Origin of the sequence: uncultured Pontibacter sp. (assembly GCF_947492645.1) — a bacterium.
Lineage (GTDB): Bacteria > Bacteroidota > Bacteroidia > Cytophagales > Hymenobacteraceae > Pontibacter.
Map to the genome: position 1 here is coordinate 275,045 of NZ_CANLMZ010000008.1, position 19,045 is coordinate 294,089.

Here is a 19,045-nt window from a genome sequence, read left to right on the forward strand (position 1 = left end):
GCTTACCTTGTCAGCCCCAGTAGCTGCCGCACAAGATCAGACTCCAACCGTGTTTCAGGGTACTGTTGCAGCACATCAATGAGGCTGGTTAGCAAGTATGGGTTATCGGCTATGTTAGAAAAACACGCCACTAGTAGCTGACTTTCCGGTACACGTATTACCAGGTTACTAAAGCCACAGGTGCTGCCGGTGTGGTAAAACTCATGGCTGCCGTTGCTGCGATTGGCGTAGAACCACCCCATGCCATACCGCCATCCTGGGTTGTTCCCGATGGTGGTGCTTATATTTTCTAAAGTAGCGTCAAGTTTAAAGGCATCGTTGGTTAGCAGCGCCTCGTGCCACTTCAGGTAATCGTGTACCGAAGTATAAATACAGCCATCGCCTTTGGTGGCGCTGCAGGCGCTTTGGTCAGATAGAATTACTTCTCCTGCTGCGTTGCGAGCGTAGCCTATGGCACGGTTTGGTATACGTTTGCCAGCTTCGTACAGCACCGTATTGGCCATATCCAGCGGTTCAAAAATATACTTTTGCAGAAACTCTGCATAAGGCATGCCCGACACCTTTTCGACAAGCAAAGCTAACAGCACATAGCCTGTATTACTGTAGCGATATTGCGAGCCCGGCTTAAAGTATAATCTTGGTTGCGCTGCTGTAATCCTTAGCACTTCACTCTCCTTTACCTGCTCCTGCCTGTCATCCTCAACAAACTCCTCAAAGTCTGGCAGCCCGGAAGTATGGCAGATAAGATGATTTATACTTATATCGCCGCCGAAATGAATTAACGCTGGAAAATAACCGTACAATTTGTCTTCGTAGGTTAACAAGCCCTGCTGCTGTAGCAGCTGCACACACATGGCTGTAAATTGCTTGGATACAGAGGCCAATCTAAAGTTAGTGGCAGGCGTTATACTTTCGGATGTGCCTAAATTTGCGCAGCCATAGCCTTTTTCAAAAAGTAACTCTCCACCCAAAGATAAAAGCAAGGCAGCTCCGGGTCGGCCTTTCCTGTAAGTTGCCTGCATCAGGTTATCGAGTGCGTTGTGTAGCGATATGGGCATTTGTATAGTTTTGGGCTGAAGATAAAGTATAGTTCTGAAAGTATAAACCTGGATCTCCTGCCTTTGCCGCAGGCAAACAAAGTAAAGCGTGTTTCAAACAGCTGCAATTTGATGGCCGACAAAAGTGTTGCCAATCGTAAAAGGCACTATAAACCTTAGTTGTGAATTAGGTAGGTTAAAGCTTAAACCACTAAAGGCTTCAACGTAGCAATTTTAAAGAAAAAACCTGAATGCATACTTCCTTTTCACCTCCAATACATCAACGGCGCTGCTTTATTGGCGGTTAAATGATACAGGTTATCTAAGAGGCAAAGGCAAATTCACACTCTGATTAGGTGCAAATAAAAAAAGCCACTTAACGATTTTACTCGTAAGTGGCTGATTTTTAGTGGGCCCACCTGGAATCGAACCAGGCACCTACTGATTATGAGTCAGTTGCTCTAACCGAATGAGCTATAGGCCCGTTCCCTTTCTTTAGAAGTGCTTTCTTTGATTTGGGAGTGCAATTTTACATATTTGTATTCAATATATCAAATACTAATCAAATATTTTTTCGTGGAGCTTACAAATATCAAGAATATCATCTTCGACCTGGGCGGAGTTATCATCAACATAGATTATAAAAAGAGCATAGATGAGCTGCAGAAACTCTGTAAAGATGATTGCCAGGTGCAGTACAGCCAAAAAGAACAGTCGCACCTTTTCGACCTGTTCGAGACCGGCGAAAGCTCTCCTGAAGATTTCAGGAACAACCTGCGTGAAACCTACCAGATGCGCGATGTAACTGATGAGCAGATAGACCAGGCCTGGAACGCCATGCTGCTGGATATACCACAGGAACGTATTGACCTGCTGCGTGAGTTAAGTAAAAAATACCGCATTTTCCTGCTAAGCAACACCAACGCCATCCACTTAGAGGCCTTTAATCAAATAGTGGCGCACAGTTTCTCCATACCTAGCCTGGATTCGCTTTTTGAAGAAGCATACTACTCGCACCTGGTAGGCAAGCGTAAACCTGATGCCGCCATTTTTGAAATGATATTGAACAGCCATAACCTGGCTAAAGACGAAACGCTCTTTATAGACGATAGCATACAACACATCGAAAGCGCCAGAGCAGTAGGTATACAAACGCTGCACCTGCAGCCGCCGCTTACCATAAACGAGTTCTTTGCAAATGAGGCAATTTAGCAAGGGGCAAACGTATGGCCTGCACCTGCTGCTTTTTTGTTTAACGCTGGTAACCACAACCCTTGCCGGTACCGAGTGGACATTTGGCAAGCTGTTTTTTGTAGGCAGAGAGGGCTTTACCTGGACGGGAAGTATAAGCTGGGACGAGTTTTTGGCCGGTTTATACTTTTCGCTGCCGTTCCTGGGGGTGCTTACGGTGCATGAGTTCGGGCATTACTTTACTGCAAAGTACTACCGCACCAACGTTACCCTGCCTTACTACATACCGCTTTGGTTTGGCATAACCTCCTCTATCGGTACGATGGGGGCGTTTATCCGCATCAAGAGCCGTATTCTGTCTCGGCAGCAGTTTTTTGACATTGGCATTGCCGGGCCGCTGGCTGGTTTTGTAGTGGCTATACCTTTGCTGCTTTATGCCTTTACCCACCTGCCAGAGCCGGAGTATATTTTTACCATACACCCGGAATACAGGCAGTTTGGTTTAGACTATGCGCAATATGCCTATCAGGATGGATTCGGTAGCCTGGCTTTGGGCAAGAACCTGCTATTTGTGTTGTTGGAGCGCTATGTGGCAGATCCTGCGCTGGTGCCTAACCAATATGAGATGATGCACTACCCGCTGCTGTTTGCGGGCTTTTTAGCCTTGTTCTTTACAGCGCTTAACCTGCTGCCTATCGGTCAGCTGGATGGCGGCCACGTGTTGTATGGTTTAATCGGGTACAAGCGATTTAACAGGCTCTCTCCTATCTTCTTCAGCTTATTCATACTTTATGCAGGGCTTGGGGTAATCTCGCCGTACCATGCGCCGCTATGGGCCGAAGACTTATTGGTTATTTTAGCGCCGTTCGCTTACTGGGCATTCTGGAGAATACTGGATAACAGGCAACATGCGCTGGCTGCCACCATGGGTATGCTGCTGCTGCAGTACAGCATTGCAGGCTTGCTACCAGCTATTGAAGCTTATGTATGGATGTGGCCGTTTTACTTGCTGTACCTTGTTTTTGTACTGCAGCCAGCTACGCCGCACATCAAGTACAGCTTATACTTGGCAGGCATAATTGTAGCGGCACAGGTGCTTGTTGTCTTCTTCTTCCCGGCAGCTGATGGGTATGGCGGCTGGCTTGTATTTGGCCTGTTGCTTTCCAGGGTTATGGGCTTGTTCCACCCTTCCAGCGTTATCGAAACACCCTTAACACCAGCAAGACGTGTGCTAGGTATACTTGCCTTCGTAATCTTTATACTTTGCTTCAGCCCCTCTCCTTTTATAGTGGAGTAAGCTGAGGCTATCACAAAGTACTACTATCAAAAATGGCCGCAGCACAAGTATAGTGCTGCGGCCATTTTTGATAGTATATTCAGCTTTTAACCATTATAAGCTGTTATTCCACCTAACAGGTTACGCACATTATTAAAGCCCTGCTGCTTCATAAATGCCTTTGCCGTAGATGACCTGGCTCCTGATTTGCAATGCACAATCACCTCCTGGTCTTTCAGTTCCTCCAGGTCTTCGAGCTGTTGCGGCAGCGCCCCAAGCGGGATATTTTTGGCACCGGCAATATTTGTTTCCTGGTGCTCCCAGTCTTCTCTAACGTCTATTATAACCGGCGTTTCTCCTTTTGCAAGACGCTCTTTTAGTTCTTCTACTGTAATGTCAGATGATGTGATCATGATTTAGTTTAAGATTATTTTTTTCGTGATAATAGCTTTTCTGGTTTGTATACGAATAGTGTATAAGCCGGGACTCAGTTTACTAAGGTTCAATGGTTTGTTAGCGGCATACTTTTGCTGGTGCACCTGCTGGCTCGTTATAGTATAAACTGTGAGGCTCTCATATTCTCCCTCAATAAAAATTTTGCCGTTGGCAGATGGGTTAGGAAATACTTTGATGCGCGCTGCCTCCAGTTCCTCCTCCAGGCCAAGGGCCTCTCCTACCAGCACAGGGCGCATCATCAGGGCACCTTGCAGCTGCGTATCTTCGGACCAGTTGTTTAAGGTAGTAAACAAAAACCTGCGCCCTGTGGCAAGCTCATTCCTATCAAAACCTACATTAAGGAATAAATTACCCGGCTGCTGCCAACCAATGTAAAAAGCACCTGTTACCGGCACTAATTTGCTTAGCTGCACTTCATAAAATTCGTTTAAAGTATCGCTGTACTGCACCTGGAAACTCTGCTGGTGCAATGTTTCTCCCGGCAAGCCCTCGTTATCGCTCCATACTTTAAACACAATGGAGGTATTAGCCAGATTTGTTCTTACTCTCGGAAAGTATATCCTGAAAGCTTCCAGTTGGTCGGGTTGGTTCAGATCGAAGCGTTGGGCTACCTGCGTGCTGCTGGAGCCTACAAAGCTAAAGCCAGCCTCTGCTGTACCATCGTCGTAAGCATAGTAATTCGCGAAAACGGTTTTGCGCTGTGTTGTATCATTGGCTCTTTCCAGTAAGTCAGGTTCGTTTGTGATAAGCCGGAAACCATGTTGTAAAGTAAATCCATTCTTATCCAACGTCAGGTTATCGATGCGTGGAGCACCGTTTATAGTATACTGGCGCGCATTGGCCGGTATCAATCCCTGGTTGCGCAGGAAAGTATCGGCAGCTGCTTCGTTCAATTTTTTGATATAGCCTCTCCAGCTGATGGCACCGGGCAAACTGCCAAGGTTATTTATGGTTGCGCTGACCTCTGTAGCCAACTCGCCCTGCATGTTCTGCATAAATTGCACAGCTGGCATTGCCGTATAGTTTTTCAGTAGCTTGCTTACACTTTGGCTGATGGCAATATCGCGGGTAGTGTTCTGCCCTTTGCGCCGGTTCTTGTCCAGCTGTATATAATCTACATTCCAGACATCTGCCAATCCATTTCGCAATCCTATACTTCTAAACCTGAACTGAAAATCATCGTGGAAGTACCGGGCCTCTCTTAAGCCGATGAAAACCTGCGTAAATTCAGAAACCTCTCCTGTTCCATTTTGTCGCCATACTTCCTGCCAGTTACCTGCCGCATCTTTAAACTCTGCCAGCAAATACACCAGCTCCGTTCTGTCAGGTATATCTCCCAGGCCACCCGATTGCCAGTAAAAACTCAGGTAAACAGAATCTGATGGAACAAGATTGCCTATAAGTATAGGCTGCGAGGTTAAAGTGTCTGATGCGCCCGCCCCCACAGAACCTGGTGCATAAGGCTGTCCATTAGCATTCAGTCCATCAAAAGAGGCTACGTTTTTAGTTATCGGCTCCTGCGCGTAGCGGTTGTTAATATATACTCCCCCATTTAGCCATTTGTTAGGATCTGGTGCAATGGCGGCTGTGGCAAAATCATCGAAGAAAGGCAATGCTAGCGGAGCTGCTGTCTGGCGTAAGGCTACATGTATACTTTCTGGCTGGCGCTGCTCTTCAAGCAAGGGCATTAATACTGCTTGCGCCTGAGCAGCAGCATTACAACCAAGTATAAAAAGTATAAATGCCAGCGTTCTTTTCATAATTCAGGTGTATCGTCAGGTACGTTGTGTGGCGATTAAAACGTTAAAATAAGCAAAGCCTACGACATTTGAGCACTTTACTATACTTAGTTATACTTTGTTTTAGAGAGAATGGCCTTTGATACTAAAGCAGACTTTAGGATAACGCAGGTATATTTTGTGCTAGTAACGGCTGTTTGTCTTTTCAATGTCCCTGTCACCATAAAAAACCGCCATACTTATCTTTTTATAATTATAGGAGAAGCAATAAAGACACAAAAAAGCGCCTGCACATTACTGCACAGGCGCTTTTTAAATGATATTTAGAGTGTCTTATTCTATACCCTGGATAGGCTCTGTACCGGCTACCCAAAGGTCAACTAATTCGCCTACGCGTATCGTGGCGCCTATCTCAGCAAATGGACGCTGCTTTACAACAGTACCATCTGGTTCTTCGCTGCCAGGCACATAAATAATGTTCCCGATTTGCAGCCCCTGCCCTACCAGCATCACCGAAGCCTCATCAACAGGCATACCCACTACAGTTGGCATCTCAAACTCTGAGTTACCCAAGCCATCGCCTACATGCAGGTCAATTACAGAACCTTTCGGAATCAAATCGCCGGGCTTCACTTCTTTGCCCTTAACAAACTGCTTCAGGATTGCGCCCTGCTGCAAATCCGGCACATAAGTCAGCTGGCCTTTCTTCAGGTCATAGCTTTTAAGTATAAGCTCCGCATTTTTCACCGAACCATCAATCAGCTTTGGCATCTTGATCATCGGCGGATTTTTCATGTTCACCGAGATATAGATTTTTCGGTTTTCCTTCACCTTAGCTCCTGGTGCGGGGTCCTGCGTCAGTATCTGGAAGGGCTTCAGGTCTGGCTTGTACGTAGAATCATTGATGTAAAAGCGCAGGTTCTGGTCTTCCAGCAGTTGCTCGGCATCGGCTAGCTGCATTCCCTCTATCTTAGGCACAGAAATACTCTCGCCGTGGTTAGTGGTAGATGGCAGGTAAACGTAAAAAAAGCCAAACACAAGCGCCACAACAATGACTGCCATAATGGCCAGATGTTTTAGAACATCTACAAATGAATTTGTTTTAAACATGGGTTTTAATTAGATGAAAGACGTTAGCAAAAGGCATAAAACTTTTACGCTACTTTTCTCGGCTTTCAAAACTCTTTAACTCAATTATACTGTGGTCTTCATTTTGGTGCGCTCCATGCCGTACTGCAGAATGCGGTCTATAAAGTCGTAAGGCTTATAACCGTTTATCGCTGTCTGGTGGAAGATGCAAGTCGCAGGTGTCATTCCCGGAAGCGAGTTCACTTCGATGATTATCGTCTCCACTTCGTCGTTCTCCAGCACGCGTACAAAAGCATCTATCCTGGCGTAGCCTTCAATGTTCAAAATCTGTGCTACTTTTCTAAGATCTTCTTTTACCTGGTCAGAGATCTTCTGACGGCGCTCCGGGTTAGTAGCATAACGCGCTGGCGTGATGTTTTGTCCTTCGCCGGCCAGGAATTTTTCTTCCAGCGATAACACCTCTCCTTCTGCTAAAGCCTCCGATGCTTCAAACACTTCATAGCTAACCGTACCGTCAGGCGCATACTTTGTAAGCAAACCACCGGTTATCTCCAGGAAGTGCTTCGCTCCCTCTCTAGAGATTAGCGTTTCTACCAGGAAGCCAGCTTTGTTCGGAAACTCTTCTTTAAAGCCAAGCGATAAGGTACGGGCACATTCCGTATCCAGCTCCTCCATCTCCCGGAACATGAGTTTTGTAAAAGCTTCCAGCTCCTGGCGGTTCTTGATCTTTTTTACGGCAGAGCTGCAACCATCGTCGGCTGGCTTGGCAATGAACGGGTACTTAAACTCACTTTCTATACTTTGGAAGAAGGCTTCGCTATCGTTCAGCCAGTCTTCTTTAAACGCCATGGCATGTTTAGCCACCGGAACGCCGTGCTGTGCCAGTATCTCGTTGGTGTCGTATTTGTTGATGGTGATGCGCGATGAGCGGATGCCGGAACCGTTGTACGGGATGTACAGTTTCTCCAGCTCCATCTGCAAAGCACCGTCTTCGCCTGGCCTTCCGTGCAGGGCAATAAACACAGCATCCACCAAATTTTTCAGCTGGCTGTAGGTGATGCGCTGCGGCTCCTCCAGGCTGCGGCCGGTATACTTTCTGGTTATACTTTCGGCTTCTTTGGCAATCTCGGCTAGTATCGGGTGCGGCTTGCCTCCCTGCTCAAAGTAGTGTACTTTCTCTTTGATATCGTCTGCATTATCCTTCAGCATGATGTTGATCGGGATAGTATACAAACGGTGGGCTTCGTTGCTGCCTGTCAGGAAAATCGGAAGCGGCTCATACTTTGTAGACGAAGAAAGTTTTTCGTAGATGTTACGGCCACTCTCCACTGAAATATGGCGCTCCGAAGAATAGCCACCCATGATCACACCCACACGAATCTTCTCCGCACGGTGCGCCTGTTCTTCTCGTATTGCTTTGTCAAGTTTACCCAGAAGGCGCGTCAGTTTAACTGTATCCTTACCGGTTTTCAGGCGCTCAGCAATAGAGGTCCGGATAATATAGGTCAGGAACTGTGATGGGTTTAAGCCAATTTCAGCTGCCTGGTGGAAGAAGAATGACGACGGCAACATACCGGAGGTTGTGTTCGGGTCGTTCAGGAAAATCTCTCCGTTATCAGTAATAAAACCATCCAGACGGGCATATACATTAAAGCCGAAGTCTTTGAAAAGCTTGCTTGTAGCTTTTCTTATCTCCTGTATCTGCTCTGTTGGTAGGTTTATCGGCGTGATCTTACGGCTCAGGCCCGGCAGATACTTAGAACGGTAGTCGAACACTTCGCTGCCCTTCACGATCTCAGTCGGAGGCAAAGCGATTGGCTCCCCTGCCTCATCCTGAACTACAATGCACGAAAATTCCCTGCCTTGGATAAAGGCCTCAACTAACACTTGCTGCTCGTGCTCAATGTTTGTGAGCGTAATGCTATCTGCGGCGGCAGCGTTGAAAGTATGGTTGATTTTGTTTAGTAGCTCTTCGGGGTGGTACACAATGGTGCCATCCTCCAGCATCACCGGCATTCCGATACCCTCCCGGATATCTACCAGTTGCTTCATGGCAACCAGCTGCTTCTCCTCGCCTAACGCCACCCATTGGCTCTTGTAAATGGTTTTGGTAAAGAAGCTACGCTCTACGCCAGCCTCAAAAGCCGCAAAATCATTCTCTTTAATAATAGACACCCCGATAGAAGAACCCTGGTGCGGCGCTTTTAGCACTAACGGCAATCCCAGCTCTTCAACTAAAGTATGGAATATCTGCTCGCGCTGCTCCTGCTTTGCCCAATCGGCATACTGTATGGTTCTGTAGTCCGGTGTCGGGAAGTTGTTTTGCTTCAGCAGTTCTTTCTGAGCAGCTTTATCGATACCGATGGCCGACGGAAGTATACCAGAGCCGGAATAAGGAATATGGTACCACTCCAGCAGTCCCTGAATAGCGCCATCTTCGCCGTACGGGCCGTGCAATGCTAAGAACGCGAATTCAAAATGCTCTTTAAACTCGTTTGGCTGCAAACGCTTACCGGCCTTGGCAATAATGGCGTCCTGCTCGGCCATACTTAACTCACCCAACGATTCTAAATAAATCTGCAAACCATGCTCGGTCTCCGGCAGGGCATCCACCGGTGGGTAAAAGTCGCGGATGGTGCCTTTGTAAATAAATTGCCAGTCCAGGAGAATGAAGTTGCCCAGGCTGTCTACAAACACCGGAACCGGCTCAAAGAGAGCTTTATCTAAATTATCGTATACTGTACGGCCACCTGCAAAAGAGATTTCGCGCTCACGTGATGGCCCGCCAAAGATTATTCCTACTTTCATTAATGCAAAGGTAATAAATCGGGTGTCAATTTATTTACAAAGTTACAAGCTGCTATTCTAGTTCAATTTTAGGTTTTATCAAAGTATAGGAGGGTTTTATACTTTTGATTTGTTCTTTCCTGTTTCTTGTTTTATATCGAGCTGCTGCTGTTCCTTAGTCTAACCTGCCTATACTTTCACCTCTGGCTTTGGTGCGCTCAAGCCCGCAAGGGCTCGTCCTTGGGTTGAGCGCTGTCTATTGAAAGCTGCCTCCGCGCTGCTCCGGCTACCCTAACGGGCACCGCAACAATAGAAGGCGCTCAACCCAAGGACTGGGATGGACACTTCTTCGCCGGCGGCTGTTGCAACAGGCACCAATTCCCCACCTCGGAGGGGCTGGGGTGGATTTACACCTTCGTAGGGACAGGTCGCGACCTGTCCGCAGGAATGGCATCAGCAATGAAACATGAGCCTCAGCTAAAGCAAAAGCAGACAGTCCACCTCCGAATCCAGTTCGAAATCTATGACTTTGAAGCCGCAGGTCCCAGCTTGTTTCGGGAGGGGCGCAGGTGGAATGATTTAGCGACTTCTATGAAACGTATTCTTTGAAGAGCGGCAGCTAGTATAAACTCTCCACCTCAGACAAGCAGAAGCAGTTGAAACCGGAGTTGCGGAAAAACAAGCAACCACCACCAATAAACAATCTAACTCTACTAGTATTAGCATTTCACTATATTTGCTTCACCGTAGATTTATGGCAACAAAATTCGGCGGATAACGAACAACGAGTAACAAAACCTAAATCACCTCATGAAAACCGTAGAGCAGTATAACTTTGCCGGCAAAAAGGCATTGGTGCGTGTTGATTTTAACGTGCCCCTTGATGACAAGTATAATATCACAGACGATACCCGCATACGTGCGGCTGTACCCACCATTCGCAAGATCATGAACGATGGCGGCGCGGTTATCCTGATGTCGCACCTGGGCCGGCCTAAAAACGGGCCAGAAACGAAATTTTCGCTGCGCCACTTAGTTGACAGGCTAGCAGATGAGTTTGACACCATTGTTCGTTTTGCTGAGGATGCCACAGGCGCTGAGGCTGAGTTGATGGCTGCTGAGCTAAGGCCAAGAGAGATACTGCTGCTGGAAAACCTGCGTTTTCATAAGGCAGAGGAAAAGGGCGACCCTGAGTTTGCAGAGCGTTTGTCTAAGTTAGGCGATGTGTATGTAAACGATGCCTTTGGAACAGCGCACCGCGAGCACGCCTCTACTGCAGTAATTGCACGCTACTTCCCCAAAGACAAAGTAATGGGCTATGTAATGCAGGCTGAGCTTGAAAATGCAAAACGCGTGCTTGATAAAGTAGAGCGCCCCTACACCGCTATCATGGGTGGTGCTAAAATCTCTGATAAGATCCAGATCATAGAACGCCTTATGGACAAAGTGGACAACCTGCTGATTGGCGGTGGTATGTCTTATACTTTTGTGAAGGCTGACGGTGGCGACATTGGTTCGTCTTTGGTAGAAGCAGACAAAGTTGACCTGGCGAAGCGCCTAATTGCCATGGCCCGCGAGAAAGGTGTAAACCTGATGATACCGGTAGACTCTGTGATTGCCGATGAATTTAGCAACGATGCCAACGTAGACACTTGCCTGAGCCACCACATTAAACCGATGTGGATGGGCCTTGATATTGGGCCGGAAGCACGTGCTCAGTATGCCGAGGTAATCGCTAATTCTAAAACCATACTTTGGAACGGCCCGATGGGTGTGTTTGAGATGTCTAACTTCTCTGTAGGCACAGAAGCTGTGGCAGAGGCTGTAGTAGAAGCAACCCGCCGTGGCGCTTACTCCCTGATTGGTGGAGGTGACTCTGCTGCAGCTGTTAACCAGCTAGGCTACGCTGACCGTGTATCGTATGTATCTACGGGTGGCGGTGCGCTGTTGGAATATATGGAAGGACGCACGCTGCCAGGTGTAGCCGCTATCGAACGCGACGACTACTAAGTTTATACTTTAAGCATATTTAAAAAAACTCCCCAGCCGCTACAAAGCTGCTGGGGAGTTTTTTTATTTCCTCTCCAGTATCTATTTAGATTATATACATAGGAATTTCATTTTCAATTTATATATTGTAATAGCAATATAGCTAAGCACATAGCACTAGCAACACAACAACCATCCTTTTATATCGCTAGGGGTGCTTATGTTTAGCTGCTAGTTACCTAAAATTATAACGATGAAGTTTCCATTATTGATTGTCGTTCTACTTATAAGCTTATCTGCGCTCGGGCAGATAACAGAACGGCAAGCGTATTGGAAAACCATAGTTGATAAAGACGCAAAAGAGCTTGGAATGACTACTCTTGATTTGGCAGGTCAAGTAAAGACCTATCGAATTTGGTATAACAGCATGCAAGTAGTGGAACTGGTACAGTTTAATGATTCCACATTTGACGGACACATAGTTAACTATGTAACTAAAAATTCTGGCACAAGGAAAAAGCCAAAGGAAGAGACACTTATACATAAAACTAAAATATCTCCCCTAACTGTTAGAAATCTTATCTACACGCTCCACAGCGCGAACATAGAGACTCTTCCTGACTCTGATGAAATTGAAGGCTACCCGCAAGGGTTTGACGGAAGAAACTATGTGTTCGAGATAGGATCAAAAGGGAATTACCGCATTTACTCATATTGGGAACCAGAAAACGAGCAATATCAGAATGGCAGTTTAGCAGAAATTGTTAATGTTAGGAAAATCCTAAGGACACTACAAACTGAACTAAGTCTTGCTAAACTTTTCTCAGGCTTTATTGAAAGGTTACCGAAAGGAAGCTATACTTATGGGATAACTAATATGGTAAAGCTCTAAAAAAATAAAATTAGGTAACACAATTTATACCCTATTCTTCGGCTACGCCTCGCACATGGTATACACGAGTAACGTTATCACATATTAAAATGACAAAAAAAGCAAATGAAGAAAAATCTGATTCCGATCACTATACTAATTCTGGTTTGTACACTTTCTTATATGTACAATCTGGTGAGTCTTCTTTTGCTTGCAATAATTGCCCTGAGCCTGGCAACGCTACTTATAGCAAGTATAGTAAAGGCATTTCGCGGTAGCCTTAGCCCAAGCTGGTTGAAAGTCCCATTGATCATACTAGCTGTTTGTGTATTAGGAGTTGTGACAGGGTTATTTCGCCCCTTGGAGCCTGCTGTAGTAAGTTCAGGTGATGTGAGTGAAAAACTAGCCTATGCCTACAAAACCGATCAGGCAGACAGAATGACTGTCAGCGCTTACCTTGGCATGCGCAATAATAGTATGGCGAAGCGAGACAGCATCAGGCTCGAACAAGTTAACCAACTATACAAGGATAATCAGATTGGTGAACCAATGGATAAGTTTTATGCCGCTTTCATTTTCCACCACAGTAAAACGGCTTCGCTATTTGAAATAGCTCAAAAGTTGGCAAGTGAAGCTGCTTCTGTAAAAGAATTAAAGAATAACTACGTGGTGCAATGGTTAGCCAAAGCAACTTACGATAGATGGATGGTCTCTTTGGGGAAGCCACAGAAGTATGGAACTCAGGATAAGTTTAGCGTAAGCGTGGAGTAATAAACTTAAAAGCAGGTGCAGCTTCTTTACTGACACTTTCGATTAAAAGCATTTAAATAAAACCATAAATATTATTGCTTAACTACACCTAAACATTAGCTAAGCCCGATGAATGGCTGTGTTCCTCCGAAAAGACATAGATTGTAATAGGAGTTTATTTTCAAGCACCTTGCCGTAAGTATGGCAAAAAGTGGCAGAAGGAAGTAAGAAAAGATGCGGTGAATTTTTAAACATAATCACCTGATACGGCACATAACCCAATTTTCGGCTATAGCTTGCTTCTTTTGTACGGTACAAGTATAGGCAAACACTATTAAGTATTTCGAGGATGGGAAAAGACGAAAACAAGTTAAACGGACAAGGTGCTACACCTTTTGCACAGACTTTTTTTCATGGCACAAAGGCAGATTTAAAAGTTGGCGACCTGATAGAAGTGGGTTTTAACTCGAATTATGGGCAAAAGAAAAACGCAAAATACATTTTTCTGACTGCGACATTAGATGCTGCCATCTGGGGAGCAGAACTTGCCTTTGGGGAAGGACGAGAAAGAATTTATTTAGTAGAGCCAACAGGCGCAATTGAAGACGACCCTGATTTAACAGACAAGAAATTTCCAGGTAATCCTACAAAATCGTATCGTTCTACCCAGCCGTTTAAAGTTGTAGGAGAAGTCACCGTTTGGAAAGGACACCCAACCGAGCAGGTTAACACGATGAAAGAACACTTGAAGCGACTTAACGAACAAGGAATTAACTCACTAAATGAGTAAGTAACGTGAGAAAAGTAGTCTTAGACCTGGCAGTTACATTGGATGGCTTTATCCAAGGCCCTAATGGAGAAACTGATTGGTGCATTATGGATGATGATATGGATTTCGAAGGATTTTTATCAACCATTGATACCATATTCTACGGTAGAGTGAGTTACGACACCTGGGGCAATTACCAGCCCGACCAAAATGCTAGCGAAACAGAATCAAAGCTTTGGCAGAGTGTTCACTCAAAAAATAAATTTGTTTTCTCTAGCCAGAACAGGCAGGATCGCAATGCTACTTTTATTAATTCGGACATAGCAAAAAAGGTAGTTGAGATAAAAAGCCAGCCCGGTAAAGACATCTGGCTCTACGGTGGGGCGAGCCTCATCAAAACTTTCATACAGCTAGGGCTTATAGACGTGTATAGGATTTCGGTACATCCTGTAGCTTTAGGAAGTGGCAAACCCTTGTTTGAAGACCTGGAAAAGCGAGTAGCACTAAACTTGGTTAAAACCAACACATTTAAATCGGGTGTTGTGCAGCTCATTTACGAACCCCAACAGTAAAGCAACGAATCGTTAAGGCATCACCAAAAGCGATACTGACACACTATTATCGGTACAAGTAAAATTGTTTAATGCATGTTACAGTATGCAGCAGTACAAAGTCAACTCCTTTACAATCAAAAAACTATCAAAATTAAGAAAACTTACATTAACGCGGATCATGGCTTGGCCTGTGCTTGGTTACCTCCTGTTTACAAAAGAAGCTAAGTAAAAATAAAAGTGTATTTTTGATTTAAATACGGCTCAGGCTTTACCTTACACTTAAAATTTTAAAGGTCGTAAAAGTATACATTATAAACTCCACCCTATGAAAAAACACCTCATCATCGCATTACTTGCTTTAGGTTGTCTAAAAGCAAACGCCCAGGACGATAACTGGACCTGGGGAGGTCCTGTAGACCCATCGCAGGCAGCTTATGATGTAAAGCATTACACCCTAAACCTGGCGGTGGATCCTGAAGGCAAGTCAATAGCTGGCTGGGCAGAGGCTACCGTGGCCATAGTATCCCCGATAGACCACATAAAGCTGGACCTGATTGACAGGTATAAAGTAAGTGAGGTACGCGTTGATGGTAAAAAAGCCAACTTTACCAGAACCAAAGATGGACTGGATGTACAGCTGAAGAAAAAGTATGAGCCGGGGCAAAGAGTTAAAGTAAAAGTAAACTATGCCGGTGTCACGCCAGAGGCTGTTCGTCCGCCGTGGCAGGGAGGCTTTACTTTTTCCAAAGATGCCAATGGGAAGCATTGGGTTGGCCTGTCGTCACAAAACGAAGGAGCCAAAATCTTTATGCCTTGCAAAGACCACCCCTCTGATGAACCCGAAGAAGGTGTAGACCAGCACATTGCCGTTCCGGCACCTTATAAAGTTGCGGCAAATGGCTTGCTTGTATCAGAGAAAGAAAACAAGGGCCAGATCACCTATCATTGGAAAACCAATTACAGCATCAACAACTACGGCATCAACTTTACAGTTGGCGATTTTGTACAGTCTAAGCAAAACTATACAACTATAAATGGCAACACGGTGCCAATGGAAATGTACCTGTTGCGCCAGAACGAAGCTAAACTACCAGAGCTGATGGCGGTGCTGGAGAACAGCGTTAAAACGCAGGAAAAATATTTTGGCGAATACCCATTCTGGAAAGAGAAAATAGGCATTGTAGAAACGCCCTACCTGGGCATGGAGCACCAGACGATAAACGCTTACGGCAATAACTACAAGTATACTAAAGTAGGCGACACTACCCACGATTGGCTACTGTACCACGAACTGGGCCATGAGTGGTGGGGCAACAAAGTGAGTGTAAAAGATTGGGCTGATTTCTGGATCCAGGAAGGCCTTTGCACCTACGGCGACTGGCTTTTTGTAGAAGCCCACGGTGGCCATGAAGCTTATCTGAACCATGTAAAACAAATTGGCCGCGGCATCCGGAATCAAAAGCCTATCATTGTAAAAGAATACGCCACTTCCGATGAAGCCTACCACGGCGAGATCTATTCCAAAGGCGCATACATCATGCACACGGTACGTTACATACTAGGCGATGATACTTTCTTTAAGACAATCAAAGGCTTTATCAGCGATCCTGCTTATACGTATGGCAATCAGGTTAAAACCTTCGACCTTCAGAACTACATCAACACGAACACCAACCACAATATTACGCCTGTTTTTGATATGTACCTGCGCACAACAAAGGTACCAGAGGTGTTGGTAAAGCAAACCGGAGACGAGACTTATACTATACAGGTAAGTAACATTAACTTTGCTTTGCCAATGGAAGTAAAGACCGACAAAGGGACACAGCGTATGCAATTGTCATCTGAGCCGGTAACAGTAACTACCAAGCAGGCACCGGTGGTAGATGAAAATGGCTGGTACCTGAAGAAGGTAACAACAGAGAAAAAAACCAGCTAAGAAGAGCAGACTTGGCGCCTTTACCCATATTTTAAAATTCTAAAGCATGAGTAAAGGCGCCATTTTTTATATGTAATATCTCAGTTTTTTAAGAGCAGAAATACGGATGCTGCTCCTATAATTCAGTTTGTAACCACATTTATACCTTACCCACAGTACATGATAACCTCCGTTGCCGCATCTGATTTTGAAGAGCTTGTTCAAGTATGGGAAGCCTCGGTGCGCGCTACACATCATTTCCTGCCAGAGGAGGATATTTTATACTTTAAGCCGCTTATACTAAATGAGTATTTGCATGCGGTAAACCTGGCTTGCATACGCGATAAAAGCAACACCATACTTGGTTTTGTAGGCGTAGCAGACGGGAAAGTGGAAATGCTGTTTGTTCACCCTGGTAGCCGTGGCACAGGAGTAGGCAAAAAACTTCTTACCTATGCTGTTATACAGCTAGATGCTACAAAAGTAGATGTAAACGAACAGAACCTCCAGGCGATGGGATTTTATGAGCACATGGGATTCAGAACAACCGGCAGGTCTGAACTAGACGCGTTGGGCAAGCCTTACCCAATTCTGCACATGGAGCTGCGAAAGCAGTAAAGTATAAAAGCAGCGGCCGCATTATAGCTTGCGGCCGCTGCTCTTATACTTAAATCATACTTCTTAGCTGGATGTTTACTCGTTTAAACTTACTACAACTTTCCCTCTTGTTTTGTGTGTTTCAACCTGCTGGTGCGCTTTTGGCAAATCCTCAAAAGAAAACACATGAGACACGTGGGCTTTTAAATGGCCATCTCGCATCAGGTCGGCAATTTTTTCCATGTCTTCAGCGCTGGAGTGCACCAGGTAATTTTTTGCATCTATATCCCGCTTTCTAGCTTCTTCCTGCACCGCCTCTTTTGCGCCGCCAAGTATAGATACAATAGTACCGCCATCTTTCATAGCTCCCAGCGATCTGCGGGTGTTCTCCTCCCCCAGCGAGTCCAGCACGATGTCTATGTTCGCCAGCACCTCCTCCACGTTATACTTGTGATAGTCAATTTGCTCAACGGCACCCAGGTTTCGGATAAATTCGTGATTTTCGGGTGAGGCTGTGCCAATTACCGTTGCCTGAAAATACCTAGCTATCTGCACCGCAAAATGGCCTACACCACCGGCTGCGGCATGTACTAAAACGCGTTGCCCTGCCTTAATATTGGCCTGATGCACCAGCACCTGCCAGGCAGTCAGGGCAGCTAACGTAGCTGCGGCCGCTTCGTGGTGCGGTATGTTGGCGGGTTTATGTGCCAGGTGTGACTCAGGGGCCGCCACATACGCTGCGTAGGCTCTGCCATGCCCCGGAAAGTTTACCATACCAAACACTTCATCGCCGGGCTTAAACATTTTTACACCTTCGCCTACAGCCTCTACCACACCAGAGATATCCCAACCAATTATTACAGGTGGGTTTTCTGCCAGCGAGTTATAAAGGGCTTTGCCTTCACGGGTTTTGGTATCAACGGGGTTTATACTGATGGCTTTTACCTTCACCAGCACTTCGCCTGCTTTGGCTGTGGGCTTATCCAGTTCCTGCAACTGCAGCCTGGTTGTATCTCCGGGATCGCTTACTACAAATGCTTTCATACTTATTGTGCTATTTTGCTATACATCCATTAAGAACCGCAACACACGCAAAAGGTTATAGATTGGCGCTAATAAGTAACAGGCACTTATACTTCATCTAAACACAGGGTATAATTTCTTTTTCATCTGCCCAAATTTTACCGACCTTTGCACCATCACCACAGAATAAAATTAAACGCAGATGGATTTAAAATTCTTCAAAAAACTAGTGCTGATTGGTTTAATGGTATACCTACCGTCGCAGGCAATGGCCTGGGGCATGTTGGGGCACCGCATTGTAGGCGAAATTGCAGACAGACACCTGAGCAAAAAAGCGCGCAAGAACATACAGCAGATCCTTGGCAACGAAACAGTAGCAATGGCCAGCAACTGGGCCGACTTTATAAAATCTGATCCGGCATACGATTACCTTGGTTCGTGGCACTACATTAATGTGAAGCCGGGTGTTACGCTAGACCAGTTTTCGAGCAGCATCATGCAGGATACCTCTACCAACATCCACACGAAGCTGAACATGATGGTAGCAGAACTTAAGAAAAAAGACCTGCCGCAGGCTAAAAAAGAAATGTACCTGCGCCTGGTCATTCATATGGTTGGCGACATACACCAGCCCATGCACGCCGGCCGCCCAGAAGATTTAGGCGGTAACAGGGTAAGACTTACCTGGTTTAACACCCCTACTAACCTGCACCGTGTTTGGGACGAGCAGCTTATTGAGTACCAGCAACTAAGCTACACCGAATACGCTACCGTACTTAACCACGTAAGCAAAAACCAGCGCAACACCTGGCAGCAAGCCCCGGTGAGCACCTGGATCTACGAATCGTACCAGATTGCTGACAAACTGTACGAAGGCGTTAAACCGGAGGACAAGCTAAGCTATCGTTATAACTTTGATCACGTTAATACACTAAACGATCAGCTTTTGAAGGGTGGCGTTCGCCTGGCTGGCCTGCTTAACGAGATCTTCGGATAAGG

Annotated in this window: 16 protein-coding genes and 1 tRNA gene; 10 read left to right on the top strand and 7 right to left on the bottom strand. The window is 45.7% G+C overall.

The annotated features are described in order from the left end of the window. Positions 1–2: 2 nt before the first annotated feature. Positions 3–1,058 (bottom strand): serine hydrolase domain-containing protein, encoded by a 1,056-nt coding sequence (locus tag Q1A23_RS11660; RefSeq protein WP_299823542.1) that lies wholly within the window; start codon positions 1,056–1,058, stop codon positions 3–5. Positions 1,059–1,447: 389 nt separating this feature from the next. Continuing rightward, a tRNA-Ile gene (locus Q1A23_RS11665) sits at positions 1,448–1,521 on the bottom strand. 92 nt (positions 1,522–1,613) lie between these two features. Here Q1A23_RS11665 and Q1A23_RS11670 point away from each other — a divergent pair. Continuing rightward, a complete protein-coding gene (locus tag Q1A23_RS11670) occupies positions 1,614–2,249 on the top strand; it encodes an HAD family phosphatase (protein WP_299823544.1) in 636 nt (211 codons plus the stop codon). Further along, the gene (locus Q1A23_RS11675) at positions 2,236–3,525 is read left to right on the top strand and encodes a site-2 protease family protein (RefSeq protein WP_299823546.1); all 1,290 of its coding nucleotides are present in this window, start codon (positions 2,236–2,238) and stop codon (positions 3,523–3,525) included. Before Q1A23_RS11670 ends, Q1A23_RS11675 begins: the two co-directional genes overlap by 14 nt. A gap of 86 nt (positions 3,526–3,611) precedes the next feature. Here the strand turns inward: Q1A23_RS11675 and Q1A23_RS11680 are convergent, their stop codons facing one another. The 4 genes from Q1A23_RS11680 to Q1A23_RS11695 form a co-directional block, all read right to left on the bottom strand. After that, complete coding sequence (locus tag Q1A23_RS11680) at positions 3,612–3,917, bottom strand: rhodanese-like domain-containing protein (RefSeq protein WP_299823548.1); 306 nt, start codon at positions 3,915–3,917, stop codon at positions 3,612–3,614. A gap of 3 nt (positions 3,918–3,920) precedes the next feature. Further along, complete coding sequence (locus Q1A23_RS11685; protein WP_299823550.1) at positions 3,921–5,720, bottom strand: T9SS type A sorting domain-containing protein; 1,800 nt, start codon at positions 5,718–5,720, stop codon at positions 3,921–3,923. A gap of 312 nt (positions 5,721–6,032) precedes the next feature. Continuing rightward, on the bottom strand, positions 6,033–6,809 hold the full coding sequence (locus tag Q1A23_RS11690; RefSeq protein WP_299823552.1) for a PASTA domain-containing protein: 777 nt from the start codon (positions 6,807–6,809) through the stop codon (positions 6,033–6,035). 84 nt (positions 6,810–6,893) lie between these two features. Beyond that, positions 6,894–9,596, bottom strand: coding sequence for a D-alanine--D-alanine ligase (locus Q1A23_RS11695; RefSeq protein WP_299823554.1), 2,703 nt, complete (start codon positions 9,594–9,596; stop codon positions 6,894–6,896). Positions 9,597–10,385: 789 nt separating this feature from the next. On the opposite strand from Q1A23_RS11695, the gene Q1A23_RS11700 reads away from it, so the two are divergent. The 7 genes from Q1A23_RS11700 to Q1A23_RS11730 all read left to right on the top strand — a co-directional run bounded on the left by Q1A23_RS11700 (position 10,386) and on the right by Q1A23_RS11730 (position 17,044). Next, entirely contained in the window at positions 10,386–11,585 is a 1,200-nt protein-coding gene (locus Q1A23_RS11700; RefSeq protein ID WP_299823556.1) for a phosphoglycerate kinase, read from the top strand. Positions 11,586–11,817: 232 nt separating this feature from the next. Continuing rightward, positions 11,818–12,456 carry a hypothetical protein gene (locus Q1A23_RS11705; protein ID WP_299823558.1) on the top strand — a complete coding sequence of 213 codons (639 nt, stop codon included), beginning with the start codon at positions 11,818–11,820 and terminating at the stop codon, positions 12,454–12,456. A gap of 105 nt (positions 12,457–12,561) precedes the next feature. After that, complete coding sequence (locus Q1A23_RS11710; RefSeq protein WP_299823559.1) at positions 12,562–13,206, top strand: hypothetical protein; 645 nt, start codon at positions 12,562–12,564, stop codon at positions 13,204–13,206. Positions 13,207–13,534: 328 nt separating this feature from the next. After that, positions 13,535–13,975 carry an NAD(+)--rifampin ADP-ribosyltransferase gene (gene arr, locus Q1A23_RS11715; RefSeq protein WP_299823561.1) on the top strand — a complete coding sequence of 147 codons (441 nt, stop codon included), beginning with the start codon at positions 13,535–13,537 and terminating at the stop codon, positions 13,973–13,975. Between the two features lie 5 nt (positions 13,976–13,980). Continuing rightward, a complete protein-coding gene (locus Q1A23_RS11720) occupies positions 13,981–14,526 on the top strand; it encodes a dihydrofolate reductase family protein (RefSeq protein ID WP_299823563.1) in 546 nt (181 codons plus the stop codon). A 307-nt stretch (positions 14,527–14,833) separates the two neighbouring features. Beyond that, positions 14,834–16,447, top strand: coding sequence for a M1 family metallopeptidase (locus Q1A23_RS11725; RefSeq protein WP_299823565.1), 1,614 nt, complete (start codon positions 14,834–14,836; stop codon positions 16,445–16,447). 159 nt (positions 16,448–16,606) lie between these two features. After that, positions 16,607–17,044 (top strand): GNAT family N-acetyltransferase, encoded by a 438-nt coding sequence (locus Q1A23_RS11730; RefSeq protein ID WP_299823567.1) that lies wholly within the window; start codon positions 16,607–16,609, stop codon positions 17,042–17,044. A 75-nt stretch (positions 17,045–17,119) separates the two neighbouring features. On the opposite strand, the gene Q1A23_RS11735 is transcribed toward Q1A23_RS11730, so the two are convergent. Then, complete coding sequence (locus tag Q1A23_RS11735; RefSeq protein WP_299823569.1) at positions 17,120–18,067, bottom strand: NADP-dependent oxidoreductase; 948 nt, start codon at positions 18,065–18,067, stop codon at positions 17,120–17,122. Positions 18,068–18,248: 181 nt separating this feature from the next. Between Q1A23_RS11735 and Q1A23_RS11740 the strand changes: the two genes are divergently transcribed. Next, entirely contained in the window at positions 18,249–19,043 is a 795-nt protein-coding gene (locus Q1A23_RS11740; RefSeq protein WP_299823571.1) for a S1/P1 nuclease, read from the top strand. Positions 19,044–19,045 lie beyond the last annotated feature (2 nt).

Coding starts and splice junctions, on each gene's coding strand:
- arr (WP_299823561.1), top strand. CDS start 13,535: ATGGGAAAAGACGAAAACAAGTTAAACGGACAAGGTGCTACACCTTTT.
- Q1A23_RS11690 (WP_299823552.1), bottom strand. CDS start 6,809: ATGTTTAAAACAAATTCATTTGTAGATGTTCTAAAACATCTGGCCATT.
- Q1A23_RS11705 (WP_299823558.1), top strand. CDS start 11,818: ATGAAGTTTCCATTATTGATTGTCGTTCTACTTATAAGCTTATCTGCG.
- Q1A23_RS11735 (WP_299823569.1), bottom strand. CDS start 18,067: ATGAAAGCATTTGTAGTAAGCGATCCCGGAGATACAACCAGGCTGCAG.
- Q1A23_RS11685 (WP_299823550.1), bottom strand. CDS start 5,720: ATGAAAAGAACGCTGGCATTTATACTTTTTATACTTGGTTGTAATGCT.
- Q1A23_RS11710 (WP_299823559.1), top strand. CDS start 12,562: ATGAAGAAAAATCTGATTCCGATCACTATACTAATTCTGGTTTGTACA.
- Q1A23_RS11660 (WP_299823542.1), bottom strand. CDS start 1,058: ATGCCCATATCGCTACACAACGCACTCGATAACCTGATGCAGGCAACT.
- Q1A23_RS11740 (WP_299823571.1), top strand. CDS start 18,249: ATGGATTTAAAATTCTTCAAAAAACTAGTGCTGATTGGTTTAATGGTA.
- Q1A23_RS11675 (WP_299823546.1), top strand. CDS start 2,236: ATGAGGCAATTTAGCAAGGGGCAAACGTATGGCCTGCACCTGCTGCTT.
- Q1A23_RS11695 (WP_299823554.1), bottom strand. CDS start 9,596: ATGAAAGTAGGAATAATCTTTGGCGGGCCATCACGTGAGCGCGAAATC.
- Q1A23_RS11730 (WP_299823567.1), top strand. CDS start 16,607: ATGATAACCTCCGTTGCCGCATCTGATTTTGAAGAGCTTGTTCAAGTA.
- Q1A23_RS11725 (WP_299823565.1), top strand. CDS start 14,834: ATGAAAAAACACCTCATCATCGCATTACTTGCTTTAGGTTGTCTAAAA.
- Q1A23_RS11680 (WP_299823548.1), bottom strand. CDS start 3,917: ATGATCACATCATCTGACATTACAGTAGAAGAACTAAAAGAGCGTCTT.
- Q1A23_RS11700 (WP_299823556.1), top strand. CDS start 10,386: ATGAAAACCGTAGAGCAGTATAACTTTGCCGGCAAAAAGGCATTGGTG.